Raw genomic sequence first — 21,922 nt, 5'->3', positions numbered from 1 at the left:
GTGACCCGTCGCGACGACCGTCCCCGTTCGGGTGACGCGACGGATCCGGCTGCCTCGCGCCCGGTCGGCGGCGGCTGGCGGCTGCGGAACTGGCGGCTGCGCACCAAGCTTTTCGTCGTCCTGCTGATCCCGGCGCTCGCCGTGGTCGTGCTGGTCGGTCTCCGGGTCAACAGCGACCTGCGCGACGCCCGTCAGCTCGCCGAGTTCGCCGCCCGCTGCCGGATCGACTCGACGGTCGCCGAGGTCGTGCACCAGTTGCAGCGCGAACGCGACGTCACGGTGCGGTTCGTCGCGGGCGACCGCAAGGGGGCCACCGACGTCCTCGTCGGCCAGCGCACCCGCGTCGACCTGGCGATCGGCGCGTTCGAGCGGTCGCTCGCCGACAGCAAATCGCGGCTCGACGAATCCGCGGCGGGCGATCTGCAGCAGAGCGACGACCGGCTGCGAGTGCTGGGCGGCCTTCGGTATTCGGCTGAACACTCCGCGTATCCGGCGGACGCGGTGCTCCGTTCCTACAGCGAGCTGATCTCCGGCCTGCTCGACATCAGCGACACCGCCGCGGCCGACGTCACCGAACCCGACCTGGCCCGGCTGCGGCTCGCCGGGAACGCGCTCGCGCGGATCAAGGACCAGATGTCGGTCAAGCGCGCGATCATGTCCGAGGCGATCGCGCAGGGCACGCTCAACCGGGACCGGACGCGCGCGCTGCTCGGCGCGGAAGCCGAACTGGCCGCCGCGCGCAGCGACTACCGCACCTTCGCGACTCCGGACGAGCAGCGGATGTACTCGGACACGGTGATCGGCATCGTCGTCGACATCGGCAACGACATGGTCGAGTCGGCGCTCACGCGCACGGAGAACAACCAGCCGCTGTCCGGTCTGGACGCGGACCAGTGGGACACCGCGTCGACGTACACGGTCAATCTCGCCCACCAGGTGCAGCAGGCGCTGCTCGTCCAGCTTCAGGAGAAAACGGACGCGCGGGCCGCCAGCGCCCGCGCCTCGACGATCTGGGACGGCGGAATCGTCATCGGCGTCCTGTTGGTCGCCGGTGTCCTGTCGGTGGTGATCGCGCGCTCGCTGCTGCGGCCGTTGCGGATCCTGCGCCGCACGGCGCTGGAGGTCGCCGACCACCGGCTGCCTGAGGCGGTGCAGCGGCTGCTCACCGAGCCCGATCCGGCTCCGGAGAACCTGCGGCACCGGGCGGCGGTCGCGCCGGTGCCGATCTTCACCCGCGAGGAAGTCGGGCAGGTCGCGCGCGCGTTCGACGCGGTGCACGGCGAGGCGGTCCGGCTGGCCGCCGAGCAGGCGATGCTGCGCGAGAACGTGAACGCGATGTTCGTCAACCTGTCGCAGCGCAGCCAGGACCTGGTGGAGCGGCAGCTGTCCGTGCTCGACCGGATGGAGGCGGGCGAACAGGACCCGGAGACCCTCGGCGGGCTGTTCGAACTCGACCACCTCGCCACCCGGATGCGGCGCAACAGCGAGAACCTGCTGGTGCTGTCCGGCACCGACCTGGTGCGCGAGGACACCGGACCGGTGGTGGCCGACGAGATCATCGGGGCCGCACTGTCCGAAGTGGAGGATTACCAGCGGATCGAGCTCGGCCCGGCCCCCGCGCTCGCGGTGCGCGGTGACGCGGTCAACGACCTGGTGCACGTGGTGTCCGAACTGCTGGAGAACGCCACCCGGTACTCCGGGCCGCAGACGGCGGTCACCGTGGAGAGCGCGCGGACGGCCGACGGCGCGTGGCGGATCGAGATCACCGACCGCGGCGCGGGCATGCCGCAGGCGGAGATCGACCGCACCAACGCGCGGCTGGCGCATCCGCCGGAGGTCGACGTCGAGGTGTCGCGCCGGATGGGCCTGTTCGTGGTCGCGACGCTGGCCGAACGGCACGCCATCGCGGTGCGGTTGAGCCCGGCCGAGGGACGCGGGCTCACCGCGACGGTCGTCGTCCCGGCCGCGTTGATCACCGAGGCCCCGCCGCTGCCGCAGCCGCCCGCGCCGGTCGAACCGGAACCCGCGCCCGAGCCGGAACTGCTGGCCCCGCTCGCGCCGCTGGCCCCGGCCGAGGAGCCGGAGGAGCCCGCCGAACTGGTCGCGCCGACCCTCGACGACGCCGGTCCGCTGCGGCGCGCGCCGGTGGTCGAGGAGGCGCCGTCGTGGCCGGGCCCGGCGTCGCGGTCGCATCTGGAGATCGACGCGCCGACGGACCGGATGCCTGCTTATCGCGACGTGCTGTCGCGCTGGTTCGACCTCTCGGCGCCGCCGGAGGAGCCGGTCGCGCCGGAGCCGCGGGTGGTCGCGCCGATGCCGGAGGTGCCCGCCTTCGAACCCGAGCCCGAGCACGCCTATGAGGAGCCGCCGGAGTTCCCAACGGAAGACCCGGACGAGGCGGCCCCCGAATGGCCGGCGCCCGCGCACGCCGAACAACCGGAGTGGCCGTCGCCGGAGCACCTGGAACAAGAGGACGGCGCCGAGGACACCTGGCCGTTCCTGCGGGTCGCCGACGTGGCGGGCGGCCCCGCCGCGGAGCCGGAGCCGCGGCCGATACTCTCGCTTTCCCCCGACGCGGTGCGCGCCCGGATGACGAGCCTGCAAGGCGGCTTCCGGCGCGGCAGGCACGCCAGGGGGGAAGACACCCCGCCACTGGATCGAAACGGATGAGGCATGAGTTCGAACACCGCCCTGCTGGAAGTGATCGCGCTGGGCTGCCACGACGCGGAGCGGGCGCAGGAGGGCGGAGCGGACCGGCTCGAACTCGTCTCCGACATGGCCAGCGACGGGCTCACCCCGAGCGAGGCGACGGTGCGCGAGGTGCTCGCGGCCACTGATTTGCCGGTGCGCGTGATGCTGCGCGCGGAGAACACTTTCGACGCGCGCGCCATCGACGAGCTGTGCGCTTCGGCGGCCCGGCTGGTGTCCGCGGGTGCGCAGGAGTTCGTGTTCGGGTTCCTGACCGAGCAGGGCGAGGTCGACGCCGACGCGTGCCGCGCGCTGCTGAAGGAGATCGACGGGCGGCCATGGACGTTCCACCGCGCCATCGACCGCTCGCGCAACCCGATCGCCGCGTACGACGTGCTGGCCGAGCTCGGCTGCGACACCGTGCTGGCGGCGGGCCACGCGAACGGTGTCGCGAGTGGACTGTCGGTGCTGCAGCAGCTGGCGCGGCGCACTGACGGTCCGGCGCTGTTGGTCGGCGGCGGCTTGCGGGCGCAGCAGGTGCATTTGCTGCGCGCCGGCGGCGTGCGCGGGTTCCACGTCGGCGGCGCGGTGCGTCCGTCCGGTTGGGACGCTCCGGTGGACGCGGCCGCCGTGCGCGAGTGGGCCGAACTCGTCAAAGGCTGACGCTCCGCTTCACTGCGGAAGGGAACCTCGCCGGGAATTCCAATTCCGGCAAGGTTCCCTTTTTTGCTTGACGAGCACAGCGCGCGTGTGTGCGCAAGGGGTCCGGATTGTCCGGGGCTTCCGCATTCCGACGTCCGATGGTTTCCGGATGCGGCGGGACATCGCGGCGGGAATCAGTCATAAATCGTGCAAGTGGAAAACAAACCAACCGCGTTAAGGTCAGCCAAAAGTAGGTTTCTTTGTTTCGAGCGGTTTTTTAGGGTCGGGGATACGGGTCGGTACCGCGATTTAGCCGGCCCGGTCCCCGCCTCTCGAGAGGAATTCTCATGCGCTTGCGCAAGCTCGTCGCCGCCGCGGTTCCGCTGCCGGCGTTGCTGTGCCTGTCCGTGGCCGGCGTCGCGAACGCCGATCCGCTGGTCGCCCTTTCCGGCAACGCCGCACCGCTCGCCGCCAGCGCGCGGTCCGGTGACGTCGCCGCTGAGCAGCAGATTCCCGCCGCCCTGTCCCTGAAACTGCACAACCAGCAGGCGCTCGCCCGCTTCCTCGCCGACGTGCAGGACCCGGCCTCGCCGCAGTACCACCGATTCCTCTCTCCGGAGCAATTCACTGCTGCGTTCGGCCCAACGCAAGCCGAAGCCGATCAGGCGGTGAATTTCCTCAAACGCAGCGGTGCGCAGGGTATTGAGGTTTCCGGAAACCGCCAGGCGATCACCTTCTCGGCAACTGCCGGACAGCTGGAATCCGCCTTCCATACGCGCATCGGCAATTACACCGACACCGTCACCGGCCGGAAGTTCTACGCCAACGACTCCGCGCCGGAATTGCCCGCTTCGGTGTCCTCGGTGGTCGATTCGGTCGTCGGCCTCGACAATCACGCGGTGAAGCACCACGCGAAGCCGACGCAGGCGCCGCGCACGGTCAAGCCGGTGACGCCGAGCATCCTCAAAACCGCGTACGGCACCAGCGGCATGTCCGCCACCGGCGCGGGCGTGAATGTCGGTTTCGTGGAGTTCGACGGATACAAGAAGTCCGACATCACCGCGTACGACACCAAGTACAGCCTCAAGGGCGGTTCGGTCAGCACGGTTTCGGTCAACGGAGCCAACTACGACTCGAGCCCCGGCGACGGCCAGACCGAGGTCGACCTGGACATCGAGGTCGTGCACGCGCTCGCCGCCCCGGCGAACGACTACGTGTACGAGGCCCCGAACTCCAACGCGGGCGAGCTGGCGATGTACCAGAAGATCGCGTCGGACAAGAAGGTCAGCGTCGTCTCGATCTCGTGGGGCTCCTGCGAGGCGGCGGAAGGCTCGGCCGCGGCCAACAGCGTCGACAAGGCGCTCGCGACCGGCACCGCCGAGGGCATCAGCTACTTCGCCGCCGCGGGCGACGACGGCACCACCGACTGCGCCCGCCAGACCCGCAGCAAGGCCCAGGCGGTGGACTTCCCGGCGTCGAGCCCGAACGTCTCCGGCGTCGGCGGCACGCAGCTGACGGTGAACTCGTCGAACGGCTACAGCAGCGAGACGACGTGGAACGACGGTGCTTCCGGCGGAGCGGGCGGCGGCGGCATCTCGACGATCTTCGCCGCGCCGTCGTGGCAGTCCAAGCAGAGCACGACCAAGCGCAAGGTCCCGGACGTCGCCGGGGACGCCGCGCAGGGTTCGGCGTACACGATCATCTCCGGCGGACAGACCGGGAACGTGTGGGGCACCTCGGGCGCGGCTCCGCTGTGGGCGGGCTTCGCGGCGCTGCAGAACGAGGTCCACAAGGGCGGCCTCGGCAACCTGAACGCGAAGTTCTACAGCATCGGCAACGGTTCCTCGTACGGTTCCGGCTTCCACGACGTGACGACCGGCAACAACACCTTCAACGGCACCACCGGCTTCTCCGCAGGCACGGGCTATGACCAGACGACCGGCTGGGGCTCGTTCAACGGCTCCGGACTGTCCAAACTGATCGGCTGAGCGCACCGCACGGGAGCGCCTGTCCTGGGGTCCACCCGGGACAGGCGCTCCCGTGCGTTCGGCCGATTGACCAAGATCCGGGACGCTGTTTTGATGGCCGGGTGCAGCCTCTCCTGACGCCGAAGCAGCAGGCCCTCGTCGACCGTGCCGCCAAGCTCGCGGACATTTTCGCCGAGCGCGCGGCCGAGCACGACCGGGAAAACACGTTCCCGCACGAGAATTACGACGACCTGCGGGAAGCTGGCTTCCTCCGGCTGTCCGTCCCGGAGGAACTCGGCGGTTCGGGGGCCGGGCTGCCGGAAATCCTGCCGGTGCTGGAACGGCTCGCGATGGGCGACGGCGCGACCGCGCTGGCGTTCACGATGCACCTGTCCCCGCTGGGACAGTGGGCGAGCGTCTGGCGGCGCACGAAGGCGCCCCGGCTGGCGGAACTGCTGCGCAAAGCGGTGGACGGCGAACTGGTCTGGGCGTCGATCACCAGCGAAACGGGCCTGCGCAACGACATGACGGACGCGAAGACCAGCGCGGTCCGCGTCGAAGGCGGTTTCGAACTGTCCGGCCGCAAGAGTTTCGCGACCAACTCGGCGGTCGCCACGCACTGCTCCACCACCGCCCGCTACGAGGACGCCGACGGCGGCCCGCGGCTGCTGCTGTGCCAGATCGCGCTGGACGCGCCGGGCGTCACGATCCACCAGACGTGGAACACCATGGGCATGCGCGGCACCCAAAGCAACGACGTCGAACTGGACAAGGTGTTCGTCGAGGACGCCGCGGTCGTGCACTCGCTGCCGGTGAAACACCTCGACTCGCGGGTGCTGGAAACCGTCTGGGCGTGGGCGATGCCCGCGTTCTCGGCGGTCTACACCGGAATCGCGGCCGGTGCGCTCGACTGGACCGTGCGGACGCTGGTCCAGCGCGGCAAGGCCGAGGACCCGGTGCTGCAGGACGTGATCGGCGAATGCCAGATCCTGCTGGAAAGCTCCCGCGCGCTGATCTACCGCCAGGCCGACGAGGTGACGAGCCGCCGCCTGTTCACCGGCGACATCCAGGACGGCGTGGCCCGCAGCGCGATCGTGAAGTACACGGCGGCGAACAACGCGGTCCAGGTGATGCAGCGGCTGGTCGACGCGCTGGGCGGCATGTCATACACGAAGGCGCTGCCGTTCGAGCGCATGTGGCGCGACGTGCAGGCGAGCACGTTCATGCCGATGGGCAACCTGGCGACCCGCAAACTGGTCGGGGCGAACGTGCTGGGCGTGCGGACGCTGCCGGAGATCGGCCCGGACGAGACCGGACCGGATTCCCGAGCCAAGGCGTAAGGGGCGCTCGTGAGTGTCTATGCCGGTTAGAACCGGCATAGACACTCACGAGGCTCTCAGCTTTCCGCCGCAGCCTTCTCCTCAGACGTGCCCGTCGCCTCGGAGGCAGCGGCCTCCGCCGCCTCCTGCTCCGCCAGGTCGGCCGCCGCCTGCACGGCCGGACCGTGCAGCAGCCGGGCCACTTCACCGCGCAGCGAAACGAATTCCGCCGATTCCCGCGTCGTGATCTGGTCCCGCTGAGCGGGCAGGTCCACCTTCAGGTCCGCCACGATCCGCGCCGGCGACTTCGACAGCACCAGCACCCGATCGCCGAGGTACACGCTTTCGTCGATGTCGTGCGTCACCAGCAACACCGTCGTGCCCTGTTCGACCTGGACCCGGCGCAGCAGGTCTTCCAGTTCGAACCGCGTCTGCGCGTCCACCGACGCGAACGGCTCGTCCATCAGCAGCAGCGCCGGACGGCTCGCCAGCGCGCGGGCGATCGACACCCGCTGCTGCATGCCGCCCGAAAGCTGCCACGGGTACTTGTTCACCGCGGCCGAAAGTCCGACCGCCTCGAGCGCTTCGGCGGCCCGGGCACGCCGGGTCGCCTTGTCGAGTTTGCTCCAGCGCAGCGGGAATTCCACGTTCTTCGCGACCGACAGCCACGGGAACAGGGAGCGGCTGTAGTCCTGGAACACCACGGCGAGATCGTCCGGCACCGAGGTGACGCGGTCGCCGTGCAGGCTCACCGTGCCCGCGGTCGGCGGGATCAGGCCGGCGATCGCGCGCAGCAGGGTGGACTTGCCGCAGCCGGACGGGCCGACGATGCACGCCAGCTGCCCGGTCTCCACCGTGAACGACAGTTCGTTGACCGCGACGTGCGCGGACTCGCCGCTGCCGTAGCGGTGGCTGAGGCCGGAGACCTCGAGCATGGTCGACATAACGGGAAAACCTTCCTAGTTCCGGCCGGGCTGCCAGCCGAGCACCCGGCGTTCGATGCCGAGCAGCGCGGCGTTGAACCCGTACCCGAGGATGCCCAGCAGCACGATCCACGCCCACATCTGGTCGAAGTCGTACGAACGCTGGGCGGCGAGCAGCGCGTAGCCGATGCCGTTGAGCGCCCCCACCAGTTCGGAGATCGCCATCAGGATCAGCGCGATCGAAAGCGACACCCGGAGCCCGGCGAAGATCTTCGGCAGCGCCGAGGGCAGCACGACCAGCCCGATCCAGTACCGCTTCGGCGTCCGGAACGCGCGGGCCGTTTCGACCTTGACCTTGTCGACCGAGCGGACCCCGTCCACTGTGTTCATCAGCACCGGCCACAGCGAGCTGAAGATGATCGTCGCGGTCTGCATGCCCGGCCCGATGCCGAACAGGATGATGAACACCGGCACGAGCGCGGGCGGCGGAATGGCGCGGAAGAACGCGAAAAGCGGTCCCACGTAATCCATTCCGGTGCGCGAGCGGCCCAGCGCGGTGCCGAGCGCGACGCCGATCACCACCGCCAGCAGCCAGCCGCCGAGCAGCCGTCCGAGGCTCGGCAGGATGTGGTCGAACACCGGCTCGCCGAGGAACAGGTGCGAGGCCGGGCCGGAGAACCACAGTTTCGCGGCCGCGGCGGCGATCTTCGACGGCGGCGGGAAGAACACGTTTTCGCTCAGCTGCGCCGCGATCTCCCACAGCACCACCAGAATCGCGAACAGCAGCCACTTGCGGGCGAACCCGCTGAGCCCGCGGCTCATCCGGCGCGTGACGGTGGAGGGTTTTTCGACCACACTCACGCGGCGGCTCCTTCGACAGCGTTACTCCAGCGGAACAGCCGGTTGCCCAGTCGTTCCAGGCCCTCGTTCACGAGGAAGCCGAGCAGCCCGGCGACCACCGTCCCGGCGAGCACCAGGTCCATCCGGCCCGGTCCGGAACTGGCTTCGAGCACGAACTGCCCGATGCCGAGTTTCGCCCCGGCAAGGAATTCCGTGCTGATCACCAGGATCAGCGAAATCGCCGCGGACAACCGGATCCCGGTGAACACGAACGGCGCGGCGTGCGGCAGCGCGACCGAGGTCAGCACCCGCGAACGCGGAGTTCCGTACGTGCGCGCGGTTTCCAGCAGCAGCGGGTCGATCTCGGCCAGCGCGTAAATGGTGTTGAAGAGAATCGGCCACACCGCCGCGTACACGGCGAGGGTGATCTTCGCTTCCGGGCCGCCGCCGACGACGATCAGCACCAGCGGAATCAGTGCCACGGAAGGAATCGGCCGCAGGAATTCGACGATCGCCTTGGTCGCGTCGCGCAGCCAGCGGACGCTGCCGAGCAGCAGGCCTGCCGGGACCGCGATGGCGATCGAGATGAGCAGCGCGATCAGCCACGCGAGCACGGAGGCGACCACGTCGCGGACGAATTCGACGTCGCCGAACAGTTCGCCGATCCGGGCGAACACCACGGTCGGCGGGGGAAGGTCGTTCTGGTCGATCAGACCGGCCCGCACGACGGCCTCCCAGATCAGGAGGAAGCCGAGCAGGCCGGTCAGGTTCCGGACGAGGCGCACGTCAGGACGCGTTCGCCTGCGGGACGATCATCGACTGCACGTCGATCTTCGACTGGATGGAACCGAACTGCTGCAGCAGGTCCGGCACCCGCTGGATGCGCCGGGCGTCCAAAGTGGACTGGAAGGTCAGCAGGTTCGTGATCTTCGCGGTCGCCTCGTCCACCTTCGAGAACTGGATCATCAGCGGCTCGATCTTGGAACGGTCGGCCGATTCCTTGGTGGCGCGCAGCATCGCGCGCTGGAACGCGGCGACCGTCTTCGGGTTCGCGTCGGTGAACTTGCCGAGCGAGCCGTAGCCCGCGGTCGGGAAGTCCTTGGTGCCGCCGGAAGCGGTGTCGATGACCTCGACCGTCCCGTTGACCTTCGCCGACTGCGTGATGAACGGCTCGGTCAGGAAGCCCGCGTCGATGTCGCCGCGCTTGACCGCGGGGCCGATGTCCGGGAACCGCAGCGAAACCCACTTCACGTCGGTGAAGCTCACGCCGTTGTCGCGCATGACCGACTTGGTCAGCGTGTCGCAAATCGTGTTGGTGGCGGTGATCCCGATCCGCTTGCCCGCCAGGTCGTGCACGTTCTTGATGTTGCTGTTCGGCATCGCCACGATTTCGGTGCTCTTCGGGCCCGCCGAGGAGGCGTCGGCGACGAGCTTGATGTCCGCGGCGCCCTTGCTCTTGGCGATGAAGAACGGCGTGTAGCTCGCGTAGGCGATGTCGACCTCGCCCGCCTGCAGCTTCTGCAGCGACGCGTCACCGCTGGCGGCGTCGACGGCTTCGACCTCGAGTCCCTCGTTCTTGAAGTAGCCGTTCTGGACCGCGAGGTGGAAAGGCACCACGTCGATCGTCGGCATGATCGAGACCTTGATCTTCGCCTTCTCGACCCCGGAGCCGCCCTTCGCGCTGCCCGAATCGTCCGATCCGCCCAGCAGGCCGCATCCGCTGGCAGTCAAGGCCACGCCGCCCGCCATAGCGAGCGACAGGAACCCGCGCCTGCCGTAGTCGCGCCGGCTGCTCACCGCTTCATCAAACAAGGTCGCTCCTAGCACATGGGCCCGCGTCTGGCATGGACGCGGGGGGAAGGTGGCTCATTGTCCGGAGTCACGCGGCTACTGTAGAGAACCAGGACGATCACTCACAATGGGTGTTCATATACGATTCAGAAGTGGTGCTGGTCACTCGATCAGGTGATCGAATCCGCTGGTATGTCGGGGTATGTGAACGACCCGTGGGTGCCCGATGGGCCTTGATCCGCTGCCTGGGTGCTCTCCGGGCAACTTCTGGAGGGTTACAAATGGGCCAAGCGTTCGCTACCCTCTGCTCCGGCAATGTGAGGTGTGGACCACCGATGTAGTGAGAGCCCGGACTTGGGAAAAGGGCTCTCCGCGTACTCCGGCGACGAGCCGGTGGGGGGTGGCCTCGGCCGAACGGACTAAGAGATCGACCACGTGCGGGGACCGAACGTCATGTCAGACCTGAACCGATTCCGCGCCCGAGGCGACGGGCAGCCGCACCGCGAAGTCGATCTTTTCACTCGAAAGGGTGTAACAGTCCGGGACGCGGTCCAGACCACTCAGGTGGCGGATTACCTGCCGGGAGCGTGCGCGTAGTGGCCACGAGCACGGCAGGTTCGGAATCAACGGGCCCCTCGGGCCCGGACGGTGGTGCGGCGGTGCCGAACGAAGACACCGCGGGGGCAGGGGAGGCCTCCGCTCAGGAGAACGCGGGGACCGCGCAGCAGCGGTCCTGGCTCGCGCTCGGCAACTGGCGATTGCGGTCGAAGCTCGCGCTCATTCTCCTCATCCCCACGATCACCGCGCTGGTGCTCGGCGTGCTGCGCGTGGTCGACGACGTGCGGTCGGCGGTCGACCTCAACCACACCGCCAACCAGGTCGCCTTCGCCGAGAAGGTCACCGCGGTCGTGCACGACCTGCAGCGCGAGCGCGCGCTGGCGGTGGTCCGGATCTCGTCGGCGGACCCGCTGCGCCAGACCGGCCTCGACGCACAGATGGCGAAGGTCGACCGCGACGTCGACGACCTGCGCAACGCCGCGGTCAACCTCGACAACGACGACCAGGCGGCCAGCGACCGCTACGCGCACGGCCTCCAGCGCCTCGACGCGCTGCGCCCGCTGCGCGCGGCGATGACCACCTCGGCCTACTCCGACCGCGCGGTCCTCGACACCTACTCCTCGGTCCTCGACTCGCTGATCCAGCTCGGCCGCGAGGTCTCCACCGCGACCACCAACCGCGACCTGCTCCGCCTCGGCACGAGCACGCAGTCGATCAGCGAGGCGAAGGAGTTCATCCTCCGCGGCGACTCCGCGCTGCAGATCGCCGCGTTCCGCGACGGCTTCCCCGGCAACCTGATCGACGAGACCCGGGCCGCCGAGGCCAGCGGCGACGCGTCGATCACCGCGTTCCTCGCCAACGCCACCGGCGACCAGGTCCAGCTTTACAACGACACCTACTCCGGACCCGAGGTCGACGAGCGTCGGCGTTTGCAGACACAGGCGTTCTCCTTCGCCCAGCAGAGCCAGCCGCTCAACCTCGACGGCACCAAGCTCGGCCAGGACTCCACCGTCGCCGCGGACAAACTGCGCGCGGTCGAGGTCAACCTGCTGACCCAGCTGCGCGCCCAGGCCGACGAACTGGCCAGCAACGCGGTGCGTTCGGCGTGGGTCGGCGGGGTCATCGTCCTCGCCGCGCTGGTCGCCGCGCTGATGCTGATGCTCGTCATCGCCCGGCTGATGCTGCGCCCGCTGCGGGTGCTGCGGAAGACCGCGCTGGACGTCGCCTACACCCGGCTGCCGGAAACCGTGCAGGCGATCCTGGACGACCCGGACCCGGTCAACGCCTCGAAGAAGGCGGTCGACCCGGTCCCGGTCCTCACCCGCGACGAGATCGGCGAAGTGGCGCGCTCGTTCGACGTGGTCCACGAGCAGGCGGTCAAGATGGCCGCCGAACAGGCACTGCTGCGCGAGAACGTCAACGGCATCTTCGTGAACCTCTCCCGGCGGTCGCAGCGGCTGGTGGAACGCCAGCTCGGCGTCATCGACCGGCTCGAGGCCGACGAGCAGGACCCGGACCATCTCGCGAGCCTGTTCGAGCTCGACCACCTGGCGACCCGGTTGCGCCGGAACGGCGAATCGCTGCTGGTGCTTTCGGGCGCGGGCCTCGCGAAGTCGGTGCCCAAGCCGGTGCCGGCGGCCGACGTGATTGGCGCGGCCGTGTCGGAGATCGAGCAGTACGCCCGCATCGAGATCGGGATCGTGCCCGAGGTCGCGGTGCAGGGCCTCGCGATCCACGACCTCGTGCACGTGCTCGCGGAACTGCTCGACAACGCGACCTACTTCTCCGAACCGGAAACCAAGATCACCGTCCGCGCGGTCATCACGCGCAAGAAGGCGCTGGCGATCCAGGTCACCGACCACGGCGTCGGGATGAGCGAGGAGCGCCTCGCCGAGGTCAACGAGCGCCTCGCCGACCCGCCGGACCTGGACGTGTCGGTGACAAGGCGGATGGGTCTGTACGTGGTCGCGCGGCTGGCCCAGCGGCACGGCATCGAGGTGCGGCTGCGCGAGAACGAGGACATCGAGGGCGGCGTGATCGCCCGCGTCGTGGTCCCGGTCGAGCTGCTCACCCAGGTCCGGACGGTTCCGCCGACGATGCGGAACACCCCGCCGCCGCCGAACCGCAACGAGGTCTCGCACCCGAGCCTTCCGCCGCTGAACCGCGAGCCGGAACCGTCGAACCCGCTTCCGCTCTCGCCGCCGCCCGCGGCCGCGGAGCTGACCGAGGCGGTGGGCTCGACCGGCTCCGGCGCGGCGTCCGACAACGGCGGACTGGTCCCGCTCGACCAGCCGATCAGCCTCGACGACCTCGTCGCGGGCAACCGCGCGGCCGGTCCGTTCCTCAGCCCGGCGACGCCCGCCTCGGAAGCCCCGGCGTGGCCGACCGCGGAAGACCTCGCGCCGCTCACTCGCGAGTCGTACGGCGAGGGCGCGAGCCTGGCGCAGACCGAATTCCCGCCGCTGGTGCTGCCGAAGCGGGAGCCGAAGTACGTCGCTCCGGAAGCGCCGAAGGAGCAGCCGCCCGCCGAGCCGGACGGTTCCGCCGCGCTCGAGGACGACGTGCCGACCCGGCGGCTGCCGATCTACCAGTCGGTGCTGTCGCGCTGGTTCAGCGAGGGCGAGGACAGCGAGCCCGGCACCGGAACGGCGCAGTCCGCCGCGTCGGAGCCGGAGCCGGAAGCCGCCGAGGCTCCCGCCGCCGAGCCGCGGGAGCGGGACGAGACTCCGGCCGAGCCGGTGCGGCAGCAGGCGAGTGAACCGCTCGAGTCGACGCCGCTCTACCCCGGTTCCGACGAGCCGGAGGACGACAGCTGGCACAGCGTCTCCGACGAGGGATGGCAGGCGGCGCAGTCGCTGCTCGAATCCAAGAACGAGGAGATCACGCCCGCCGGGCTGCCCAAACGCGTGCCCAACGCGTACCTGGTCCCCGGCTCGATCGGCAACGCGCCGGAACCGGCGCAGCAGAACTCGTTCACGGACGCGACCACCGGAATGCCCGGAACGGGTGCGATCACCCGCTCGGCGACGGCTGCCCGCAGCCGGATGGCAAGCTTCCAGCGTGGGTACAAGTCCGGAAGGCACGCACTGAAGGAGCGGCCGCCGGACGCCCGGCTCGACGACGACGGGGTTCGCGTCACCGGGGCCGGGTATGTGAGCGACAGCAGTGAGGAGCGAGAGTGACACGGGCGGGAGTGCAGCCGGGAGGCGGCTCGGTGCAGCCGAACGGCAGGCAGGCCGGCGGCAGCGCGGCGAGCAGCTTCGCGTGGCTGATCACGGACTTCGTCCACCGGGTGCCCGGTGCGGCGCACGCGGTGGTCGTCTCGGCCGACGGTCTGCTGCTCGCGTCTTCGCGCGGGCTGCCGAAGGACCGGGCGGACCAGCTGGCGGCCGTCGCCTCGGGGCTGACCAGCCTCGCGCGCGGTGCGGCGAAGGTGTTCGAGGGCGGCCCGGTCGCGCAGACCGTGGTCGAGATGGCGAACGGATTTCTCTTCCTGATGTCGGTGTCCGACGGCTCGTGCCTCGCGGTGCTGGGTTCGCCGGAAAGCGACATCGGCTTGGTGGTGTACGAGATGACTCTGCTGGTCGAACGGGTCGGCCAGCAGCTGACACCGGAGATGCGGGCACAACTGCAGGGCGCTGCGGTCCGTCGCTAGGCGGACCTAGGACTACAGGAGTAAACCGTGGACGACGGGCGCTTGCGCGGCGACGGCCGGCTCGGTGACGAGCACACCGGGGGCTGGGGCGATCGGGACCAGAGCCGGGAGGACTGGAAGTCCTTCCGGGACCGGGTCGACCGCGAATGGCGTTCGAGGGACGTCCAAGCCGCGGATTCCGAACCGGTGCGCGAACCGCCGAACTGGCTGACCGATTCCAACGCCGGGCAGCAGCCGGGCATCACCGCGGTGCCCGGGTACCGCGAGCGGCTGCTCGGCGGCCCCGGTTCGGAGCTGTTCGGCGGGGCGAGCGGACCGCTGTACGACTCGGCCGAGTTCGCCGCGTTCAGCGCCGAACGCGACGGGTCGCCGGGACCCTCGAGCTTCCCGTCGAACGGATTGGCCGCCGCGCTGCCGATGCAGGCGGCGGGCGAATACGTGGACGAGCCCGCCGAGGTGGAGACCTCCGGGCTGGTCCGGCCTTACTTCCGCACCCGCGGACGCACGAAGCCCACCTACGACCTCGCGATCGAGGCGCTGGTGTCGACGAGCGAACAGGGCAGGGTGCTCGACCGCGTCCGCGTGCCGGAGCACCGGTCGATCTGCGACCTGTGCCTCGACACCCGGTCGGTCGCCGAGGTGGCCGCGCTCCTGCGGCTTCCGCTCGGCGTGGTGCGGGTGCTGATTGGTGACGTGGCGGGCCTCGGCCTGGTGCTCGTGCACACGAGCAGCAGCACGAATTCGGGCGACCGCCCCAGTATCGAGTTCATGGAAAGGGTGCTCAGTGGGCTTCGGAGAATTTGACTCCGACGCGAACACACCGCAGACGGGTCCGACCTCGTCGGCCAAGATCGTGGTCGCGGGTGGGTTCGGTTCGGGCAAGACGACTCTGGTCGGGGCGATCTCCGAGATCGACCCGCTGACCACCGAGGCCATGATGACCGAGGCCAGCGTGGGCCACGACGACGTGTCGGCCACGCCGAACAAGTCGACCACCACGGTGGCCATGGACTTCGGCCGGATCTCGCTCGACTCCGACCTGGTGCTGTACGTGTTCGGCACGCCGGGCCAGCACCGGTTCTGGTTCATGTGGGACGACCTCGCCGTCGGCGCGATCGGCGCGGTCGTGCTGGTGGACACGCGCAGGCTCGCGGACGCGTTCCCGTCGATCGACTTCTTCGAGAACCGGAAGCTGCCCTACGTCGTGGCGATCAACTGCTTCGACCGGCTGCTGCACCACCAGATCGAGGACGTGCGGCACGCGCTCACCATCTCGCCGTCGGTCCCGATCATGGCGTGCGACGCGCGCGAGCGGGACTCGGCGAAGCAGGTGCTGATCTCGGTCGTGCAGCACGCGATCGCGCACGACACGGCTTTACGGGCGGGCTAGTCCCGTTCGCGGTCCCCGCCGCCGTCTGCGAAGGAGGCTTGCGCCGACTCCCAGATTCCCGTTACACCCCGGCTCGGGTGCGGCCGTTGGAGTGAACTCCACGGGCTTCACCCGCTTCGGGGAGTGGTGCCTCCGAGCGGGGCAGCTGAGTAGTCCTGTCCCGCTCGCGGCCGAGGCCGGCCGCCCCTGATCGGGGCGTCGGACCGGCGGTGACCTGCACGGACATCCCGCTGCGCACGGTGGCCGCCGCCACCACCGAGTGACCCGCGAATGCGTGGTTGTGCATGCGTTCGCGCGACGTTACATCCGGCAGACACGTACCGTGCCCGGGCACACGCTCGACACGACCGGGTGCGTGAATACGCTGGAACGACGACTTCACCGCGGCCGGGCGAGGATGGCCCGAGGGCGGCGAACGGGCGTCCGGCAGCGTTCGAGGAGCTTGGAGGGGCAGTGACCGATTCCGACCGGCCAGCGGACCAGGGCACGTTCAGCTGGCTGATCTCGGATTTCGTGCGCCGGGTCCCGGGTGCGGCGCACGCGGTGCTGGTGTCGGCGGACGGACTGATGCTCGCGCCGTCGGAGGGCTTGCCGCAGGAACGCGCCGAGCAGCTCTCGGCGGTGGCGTCCGGGCTGATCAGCCTGACCCAGGGCGCGGCGCGGTGCTTCGAGGCGGGCGGCGTGAACCAGACCGTGGTCGAGATGGAACGCGGGTACCTGTTCCTGATGTCGGTCTCGGACGGGTCCTGCCTGGCCGTGCTGGCCGCGCCGACGTGTGACATCGGGACAGTCGCGTACGAGATGACCCTGCTGGTCGAGCGGGTCGGCGAGCAGATCACGCCGGAACTGCGCGCGCAGCTGCAGGGCGGCGGGGTGCTGGGGTAGCCGATGAAGATCTCGGGTTTCGGAGACCAGGACACGGGCGCCTGGGACGCCCTCCACAAAGGCACGGAACGGGAGTCGTTCGACTCGCCGAGCCGGTACGACATGAGTTCGCTGAGCCTCCGGCTGCCGCATCGGCAGCCTCGGGCCACGCCTCCGCCGCCTGCTTCGCGGCATGCCCAGCCGCCTGCCCGGCGTCCGGAGCCCGCGCCTCGCCCGGCTCCCGCGCCGGTCGCGCCGCGCCCGGTGCAGCAGGCGGTGGCCCCGCCGCCCGCTCCGGTGCCGGCTCCGGTGCAGGAGGAGAGCTGGGACGACGGCTACGAATGGGTCGAGGACGGCGAATCCGGTTACTGGGAAGAGCCGCGGCCGAACCACCGGTGGGAAGAGCCCGAGCAGCAGCGCTGGGAAGAACCGCCGCCCCCGCCGAGCCGTCCCGCGGCGCACGACCCGTACTCGTTCGACGAGTACGCCGGTTCGCCCGGCCCGGACGACCGCGTGGTCCCGGAAGGTTCGGCGTACCAGCGCCAGCACGTCGAGCAGGCCACCCGCAGCAGGCACGCGCTGGCCGAAGAGCCCCCAGCCGACGATCGGTACTCCGACCCCGGACCGGCTTCCGGGGTGTCCGAATTGGACCGGTTCTGGTCCGAAGAGGAACCCGCGCAGCCCGAGCCGCCTGTACAGCCGACGAAGTCGCGGGTGCGGCCGTACGCGCGGACCCGCGGGCGTACTCACTCGGACCACAATCTGGCGCTGGAAGCCCTGGTCTCCACCAGCGACGAGGGCCGCCGCTACCGCGGAGTGCGCTCGATCGAGCACCGGCGGATCTGCGATCTGTGCCTGGACACCCGGTCGGTCGCGGAGATCGCCGCGCACCTGCACCTGCCGCTCGGCGTGGTGAAGGTCCTGGTGGGGGACATGGCGGACATCGGGCTGGTCATGCTGCACCAGACCGACCTGGTGCTGGGCGACCGTTCGTCGAGGGAGTTCATGGAGCGGGTGCTGCAGGGGCTGCGCAACCTCTGACCGCGCGCCGCGGGTGCGGCGCTGACCGGTGCGCGCGGTAGAGATGTACGTGAGGGGAACCCTGAGGGAATCAGATTCCCTCAGGGTTCCCCTCACGTACCTTTCGGCCGTGCGATCTCAGTCCTCGACCAGGGCAGCGGAAGTGATGCGGTGCAACGGATACCGCTCATGGTTCGCACCCTCCAGCACCCCACCGCCGACCCGCAGCGGGCGTACCACGCGCTGGCTAGCCGTGCCGCGGGAGTCGACGAAGCCGATCCACACTTCGCGTTGTTCGAGCGTCGCGCGGGACAGCAGGTCGAGCGTCGCCGTCGTGTCCGCACCGCCGCCGCCTGGGGCGCGCACCGTCGAACCGCGGCGGCGGGCCGAAGCTTGGTCTCCTGCACGGAGATTCGACACGATCCGCGTCGCCTGTTCGTCGGTCAGCACCGCTTGTTCGCCCGGCCGGGCACGGGCCGCGCGGGCGCGGGCGGGCAGGCGGCGTCCGGTGGGGCGCAGGTCGACCACCCGACCGTCCGGGCCCTCCGCCGCGGGGGCGAAACCCGCGCCGCGCAAGGCTTCCAGTACCTCGGCCAGCGGCGCGGAGCTGATCAGCACCGTCGGCGCGATCAGTCGCAGGTCGTACTCGGCGGCGACCGGGTTCGCGAGGACTTCTGCGAGCAGCGCTTCGTCGTCGCAGCGTAGGAACGACCCTGCGGTGCCACCGCGCAAGCGGCCGTGGCGGCGGGCGACGTCGTCGATCAGGTACGTGAGGCCTTGCGGCACCGGGGTCGCCGACTTGTTGCGGAACATCGCGTGCAGTTCGTCGGCGGTCCGTCCGGTGTCGAGCGCGCGCCGCACCGACGGCTCGGTGACGCGGTAAACCGTTGCGTGGCCAGCAGATTCGACGTCCGCGACCGCGGCCATGTCCGCCGCCAGTTCCGGTTCCAGCGGGCCTGGCGCGACAACCGTCAGGTCGGCCTGCACCAAGACGTGGTCGACGGGTGCGGGCAGCGCGTCGTGCATCGCCTCGACAGCGCCGGAGCGGTCGTCCTCCAGCAGCAGCCGGGTAGCGGTGGTGAGGGCACCGAGACCGACCAGGCCCAGCGCGGTCGCTTCGGCCATGGTCCAGCGGACGGTGTCGTCGCGCAGCCGGCCGCCTCGCCGAGGCGCGCGCCAAGCCAGCACCGCGACTAGCTCGTCGACACTTTTCACGCCTGCACCCGGATTCAGCTCAGCCAGCGCGGTAAGCACGCGGTGCCGAGAAACCGGCGCGAGCGGCCGTCGCAGCTCTTCGGACAGCGGTGCGATCGGCTTGTCCTTCGCGTCGCGGCCACCGGCGAGCCCGGGCAACCGGGGAAGTTCCAGCCACGCCTGCGCGAGCGTCATCCACCGCTGTACCGAAGGCGACGCGAGCCAGCTGTCGGTGAGCATGGTGGGCACGTATTCAGGGGCGGTGTTTTCGCTGTCCGCAACGAGTCCCGCGCCGACGACCAGCTCCACGAGCAGCGTCGCGCGAGTCTCATCGACCTCGAGATCTTTAGCGATCTTCTTCAGCTCGCGTACGCCGAGTCCGCCTGCCTTGAGCACCGGCGGCGGCGAATCCGACCACATCCGCAGCAGAGACTCGGTCTGCCGCAACAACTCCATCGCTTCGCCAGCCGCGGTTTCGTCCACTGTGTCCGTCCGATGTGGATGGACGGGCAGCTCCGGCTCGACGAGCGTGTCCGGTTCGAACGCGTGCCCGCCGCGCAGCAGCAGGCCGAGTTCGCGGGGCAGTTCGACGGTCTGGTCGTCCCGGCGCAGCAGCAGGCCGCGCGCGAGGAGCTTCTGCACCGGCGTGGCCGCGTCGGACAGCCCGACGTCGAAGCTCGCGTCGCGGGTGCGGCCGATCGGCGGCCCGGCGGCCAGCGCGGTGAGCACGGCCCGCTCGTCGTCGCCGACCTCCGCGAGCCGCGCGTCGATGTCGGTGGCGGCCAGCGCGGGCGACGGTGCGCCGAGCCCGGCCGGGAACGGACCGAGAGCGTCGCGGGCCGCGGGCGGCACTCGCAACTCCTCGTCGGCGCCCCAGACGAGCGCCCGGGCGCGCAGCCGGGCGAGCGGTTCGCTCACGTCGCGGCCGACCAGCGCCGTCACCGCGGACACCGGCGTCGGCTCGACGTCGGCACCGGCGACCAGCAGCGCGTCGATCACCGCGAGGGTGAACGTGTCGAGGTCTTCGCAGGCGCGGGCGACCGACCCCGGGGTGCCCGCGCGGGTGGCGAGCACGGTGGTGTCGGACGGAGGAGGGGTGGACAGATCGCGACGCGTGCGCAGCAGTTCGGCGAGTGCGTCGTCGGACTCCGCACGCAGCCAGTCCGCCAGAGAGGTCGCGGGCATAGACACCCAGGATACCGGGCGGGTGCGCGCGCACGAGACGTGTTCGGGCAGACTGTGTGCGAGTTTGCCGGACGAGGGCCTCGGAGGAAGCAGTGGCGAAGGGCGACAAGCAGAGCAAGGGCATCGACCCGACGTGGCCGGGCGAACCGGGCGAGCACCCGGTCACCGAGCTGTCCTCGGACCGGCAGGGAGCGCTTTCGCCGTTCGGCGACCTGGCCTTCCCGCTCGAGCAGGTGCCGTACGTGCACCCGGAGACCGAGATCAACCGCTGACCTGCGGACCGCGTTCGGGAGCGCCGCGCGAGCGGCGCCCCCGAACCTGAAGTTACTGGTCAGTCACCCGGTTGGGGTGTGGTGGCGCGGGTCACCGGACTAGATTCGAGCCGTCCGAACCCACACCACCTGCGGGGAGTACGTGTCATGCCGGTTCCCGGTCCCGGGTATTCGATCACCGTCCGGGTCGAGGCCCCGGCCTCGTCAACGGCCGCGGGTGATCTCACCACCGCGGTCGGCCGCGTCGGCGGCGTGCTGACGGCGTTCGACGTCGTCGAATCGCACGCGGACTCGATCGTCGTCGACATCAGCGCCAACGCGCTCTCGGAAAACCACGCGCAGGACATCACGCAGGCGCTCGACTCGCTGCCCGGCGTCCAGGTGCGCAAGGTCTCGGACCGGACGTTCCTGATCCACCTCGGCGGCAAGATCGAGGTCAGCCCCAAGGTCGCGCTCCGCAACCGTGACGACCTCTCCCGCGCCTACACCCCGGGCGTCGCCCGCGTGTGCCAGGCGATCGCCGCGAACCCCGAGGACGCGCGCCGGCTGACCATCAAGCGCAACACCGTCGCGGTGCTCACCGACGGTTCCGCTGTGCTCGGCCTCGGCAACATCGGCCCGGCCGCCGCGCTGCCGGTGATGGAGGGCAAGGCGGCGCTGTTCAAGAAGTTCGCCGGCGTCGACGCGTGGCCGGTCTGCCTGGACACCCAGGACACCGAAGAGATCATCATGATCGCGAAGGCGCTCGCGCCGGTGTACGCGGGCATCAACCTCGAGGACATCGCCGCGCCGCGCTGCTTCGAGATCGAGAAGCGGCTGCGCGAGCAGCTGGACATCCCGGTCTTCCACGACGACCAGCACGGCACCGCGATCGTCGTGGTCGCCGCGCTGCGCAACGCGCTGCGCGTGGTCGGGAAGAACATCGAGGACTGCAAGATCGTGGTCAGCGGCGTCGGCGCGGCCGGCTCGGCGATCATCCGCCTGCTGCTGCGCAAGAACCCGGGCGACATCGTGGCCGCCGACATCGACGGCATCGTCTACCCCGACCGCGGCAACCTCGACGACAACCTGGCCTGGATCGCCGAGCACACGAACAAGGACGGCAAGTCCGGCACCCTGCACGACGCGCTGGTCGGCGCGGACGTCTTCATCGGCGTCTCGGCCCCGAACCTCTTCGGCGCGGAGCAGGTCGCCACGATGAACGACGACGCCGTCGTCTTCGCGCTGGCCAACCCGGACCCGGAGATCGACCCGCTGGAGGCGCAGAAGCACGCCGCGGTCGTCGCCACCGGCCGCAGCGACTTCCCGAACCAGATCAACAACGTCCTGGCGTTCCCGGGCGTCTTCCGCGGCCTGCTCGACGCCGCCGCGCACAACATCGACGACAACATGCTGCTGGCCGCCTCCGACGCGATCGCCGACGTGGTGGACAACGGCAAGCTCAACGCGTCGTTCATCGTGCCGAGCGTGTTCGACAGCGCGGTCGCCCCCGCGGTCGCGGAAGCGGTGCGCGACGCGGTCCGCGCCGAACGCGGGCAATAACCTCGCTCCGTCCGTGAAGGGCTCCTTGAGGGAAACAGATTCCCTCAAGGAGCCCTTCACGGACTTTGGGCC

17 protein-coding genes are annotated in these 21,922 nt (G+C 70.0%); 12 read left to right on the top strand and 5 right to left on the bottom strand.

All coding sequences use genetic code 11. The features are described from left to right. The 4 genes from EIZ45_RS03530 to EIZ45_RS03515 all read left to right on the top strand — a co-directional run bounded on the left by EIZ45_RS03530 (position 1) and on the right by EIZ45_RS03515 (position 6,637). Positions 1-2,670 carry a nitrate- and nitrite sensing domain-containing protein gene (locus EIZ45_RS03530; RefSeq protein WP_134661893.1) on the top strand — a complete coding sequence of 890 codons (2,670 nt, stop codon included), beginning with the start codon at positions 1-3 and terminating at the stop codon, positions 2,668-2,670. 3 nt (positions 2,671-2,673) lie between these two features. Beyond that, positions 2,674-3,351: a copper homeostasis protein CutC gene (locus EIZ45_RS03525; RefSeq protein ID WP_134661892.1), complete on the top strand. Its 678-nt coding sequence runs from the start codon at positions 2,674-2,676 to the stop codon at positions 3,349-3,351. Positions 3,352-3,677: 326 nt separating this feature from the next. Then, entirely contained in the window at positions 3,678-5,318 is a 1,641-nt protein-coding gene (locus tag EIZ45_RS03520; protein ID WP_134661891.1) for a protease pro-enzyme activation domain-containing protein, read from the top strand. A gap of 101 nt (positions 5,319-5,419) precedes the next feature. After that, complete coding sequence (locus EIZ45_RS03515; protein ID WP_205669806.1) at positions 5,420-6,637, top strand: acyl-CoA dehydrogenase family protein; 1,218 nt, start codon at positions 5,420-5,422, stop codon at positions 6,635-6,637. A gap of 56 nt (positions 6,638-6,693) precedes the next feature. Here the strand turns inward: EIZ45_RS03515 and EIZ45_RS03510 are convergent, their stop codons facing one another. From EIZ45_RS03510 to EIZ45_RS03495, 4 genes are read right to left on the bottom strand one after another with little or no spacing between them, the layout of a single operon-like run. Continuing rightward, on the bottom strand, positions 6,694-7,560 hold the full coding sequence (locus EIZ45_RS03510) for an ABC transporter ATP-binding protein (protein WP_134661889.1): 867 nt from the start codon (positions 7,558-7,560) through the stop codon (positions 6,694-6,696). Between the two features lie 15 nt (positions 7,561-7,575). After that, positions 7,576-8,400 (bottom strand): ABC transporter permease, encoded by an 825-nt coding sequence (locus EIZ45_RS03505; RefSeq protein WP_043827293.1) that lies wholly within the window; start codon positions 8,398-8,400, stop codon positions 7,576-7,578. Continuing rightward, a complete protein-coding gene (locus EIZ45_RS03500) occupies positions 8,397-9,164 on the bottom strand; it encodes an ABC transporter permease (RefSeq protein ID WP_037807847.1) in 768 nt (255 codons plus the stop codon). Before EIZ45_RS03500 ends, EIZ45_RS03505 begins: the two co-directional genes overlap by 4 nt. Position 9,165: 1 nt before the next feature. Beyond that, the gene (locus tag EIZ45_RS03495; RefSeq protein ID WP_043827376.1) at positions 9,166-10,128 is read right to left on the bottom strand and encodes an ABC transporter substrate-binding protein; all 963 of its coding nucleotides are present in this window, start codon (positions 10,126-10,128) and stop codon (positions 9,166-9,168) included. A 701-nt stretch (positions 10,129-10,829) separates the two neighbouring features. On the opposite strand from EIZ45_RS03495, the gene EIZ45_RS03490 reads away from it, so the two are divergent. From EIZ45_RS03490 to EIZ45_RS03465, 6 genes are all read left to right on the top strand, one after another. Continuing rightward, positions 10,830-13,910: a nitrate- and nitrite sensing domain-containing protein gene (locus EIZ45_RS03490; RefSeq protein WP_205671770.1), complete on the top strand. Its 3,081-nt coding sequence runs from the start codon at positions 10,830-10,832 to the stop codon at positions 13,908-13,910. After that, on the top strand, positions 13,907-14,383 hold the full coding sequence (locus EIZ45_RS03485; protein ID WP_369871052.1) for a roadblock/LC7 domain-containing protein: 477 nt from the start codon (positions 13,907-13,909) through the stop codon (positions 14,381-14,383). Before EIZ45_RS03490 ends, EIZ45_RS03485 begins: the two co-directional genes overlap by 4 nt. A gap of 27 nt (positions 14,384-14,410) precedes the next feature. Further along, positions 14,411-15,187 carry a DUF742 domain-containing protein gene (locus EIZ45_RS03480; RefSeq protein ID WP_037807839.1) on the top strand — a complete coding sequence of 259 codons (777 nt, stop codon included), beginning with the start codon at positions 14,411-14,413 and terminating at the stop codon, positions 15,185-15,187. Continuing rightward, a complete protein-coding gene (locus EIZ45_RS03475; RefSeq protein ID WP_037807836.1) occupies positions 15,168-15,773 on the top strand; it encodes an ATP/GTP-binding protein in 606 nt (201 codons plus the stop codon). Before EIZ45_RS03480 ends, EIZ45_RS03475 begins: the two co-directional genes overlap by 20 nt. Before the next feature lie 453 nt (positions 15,774-16,226). Further along, a complete protein-coding gene (locus tag EIZ45_RS03470) occupies positions 16,227-16,658 on the top strand; it encodes a roadblock/LC7 domain-containing protein (protein ID WP_009083953.1) in 432 nt (143 codons plus the stop codon). 3 nt (positions 16,659-16,661) lie between these two features. Then, entirely contained in the window at positions 16,662-17,678 is a 1,017-nt protein-coding gene (locus EIZ45_RS03465) for a DUF742 domain-containing protein (RefSeq protein WP_043827295.1), read from the top strand. 117 nt (positions 17,679-17,795) lie between these two features. On the opposite strand, the gene EIZ45_RS03460 is transcribed toward EIZ45_RS03465, so the two are convergent. Further along, a complete protein-coding gene (locus EIZ45_RS03460) occupies positions 17,796-20,036 on the bottom strand; it encodes a helicase-associated domain-containing protein (RefSeq protein ID WP_134661887.1) in 2,241 nt (746 codons plus the stop codon). A gap of 92 nt (positions 20,037-20,128) precedes the next feature. Here EIZ45_RS03460 and EIZ45_RS03455 point away from each other — a divergent pair, with 92 nt between their 5' ends. Continuing rightward, complete coding sequence (locus tag EIZ45_RS03455; protein ID WP_037807827.1) at positions 20,129-20,308, top strand: hypothetical protein; 180 nt, start codon at positions 20,129-20,131, stop codon at positions 20,306-20,308. Between the two features lie 147 nt (positions 20,309-20,455). Continuing rightward, positions 20,456-21,850 carry an NAD-dependent malic enzyme gene (locus EIZ45_RS03450; RefSeq protein ID WP_043827298.1) on the top strand — a complete coding sequence of 465 codons (1,395 nt, stop codon included), beginning with the start codon at positions 20,456-20,458 and terminating at the stop codon, positions 21,848-21,850. The last annotated feature ends 72 nt before the right edge of the window (positions 21,851-21,922 follow it).

It is taken from the genome of Amycolatopsis sp. CFH S0740 (genome assembly GCF_004522315.1).
In the GTDB taxonomy this organism is placed as follows: domain Bacteria; phylum Actinomycetota; class Actinomycetes; order Mycobacteriales; family Pseudonocardiaceae; genus Amycolatopsis; species Amycolatopsis nivea.
This window is presented reverse-complemented; position numbering and strand designations above follow the sequence as displayed.

Excerpts from the sequence above, each read along its gene's own strand:
- EIZ45_RS03460 (WP_134661887.1), bottom strand. The coding sequence starts at position 20,036 with ATGCCCGCGACCTCTCTGGCGGACTGGCTGCGTGCGGAGTCCGACGAC.
- EIZ45_RS03525 (WP_134661892.1), top strand. The coding sequence starts at position 2,674 with ATGAGTTCGAACACCGCCCTGCTGGAAGTGATCGCGCTGGGCTGCCAC.
- EIZ45_RS03520 (WP_134661891.1), top strand. The coding sequence starts at position 3,678 with ATGCGCTTGCGCAAGCTCGTCGCCGCCGCGGTTCCGCTGCCGGCGTTG.
- EIZ45_RS03495 (WP_043827376.1), bottom strand. The coding sequence starts at position 10,128 with ATGGCGGGCGGCGTGGCCTTGACTGCCAGCGGATGCGGCCTGCTGGGC.
- EIZ45_RS03450 (WP_043827298.1), top strand. The coding sequence starts at position 20,456 with ATGCCGGTTCCCGGTCCCGGGTATTCGATCACCGTCCGGGTCGAGGCC.
- EIZ45_RS03510 (WP_134661889.1), bottom strand. The coding sequence starts at position 7,560 with ATGTCGACCATGCTCGAGGTCTCCGGCCTCAGCCACCGCTACGGCAGC.
- EIZ45_RS03465 (WP_043827295.1), top strand. The coding sequence starts at position 16,662 with ATGAAGATCTCGGGTTTCGGAGACCAGGACACGGGCGCCTGGGACGCC.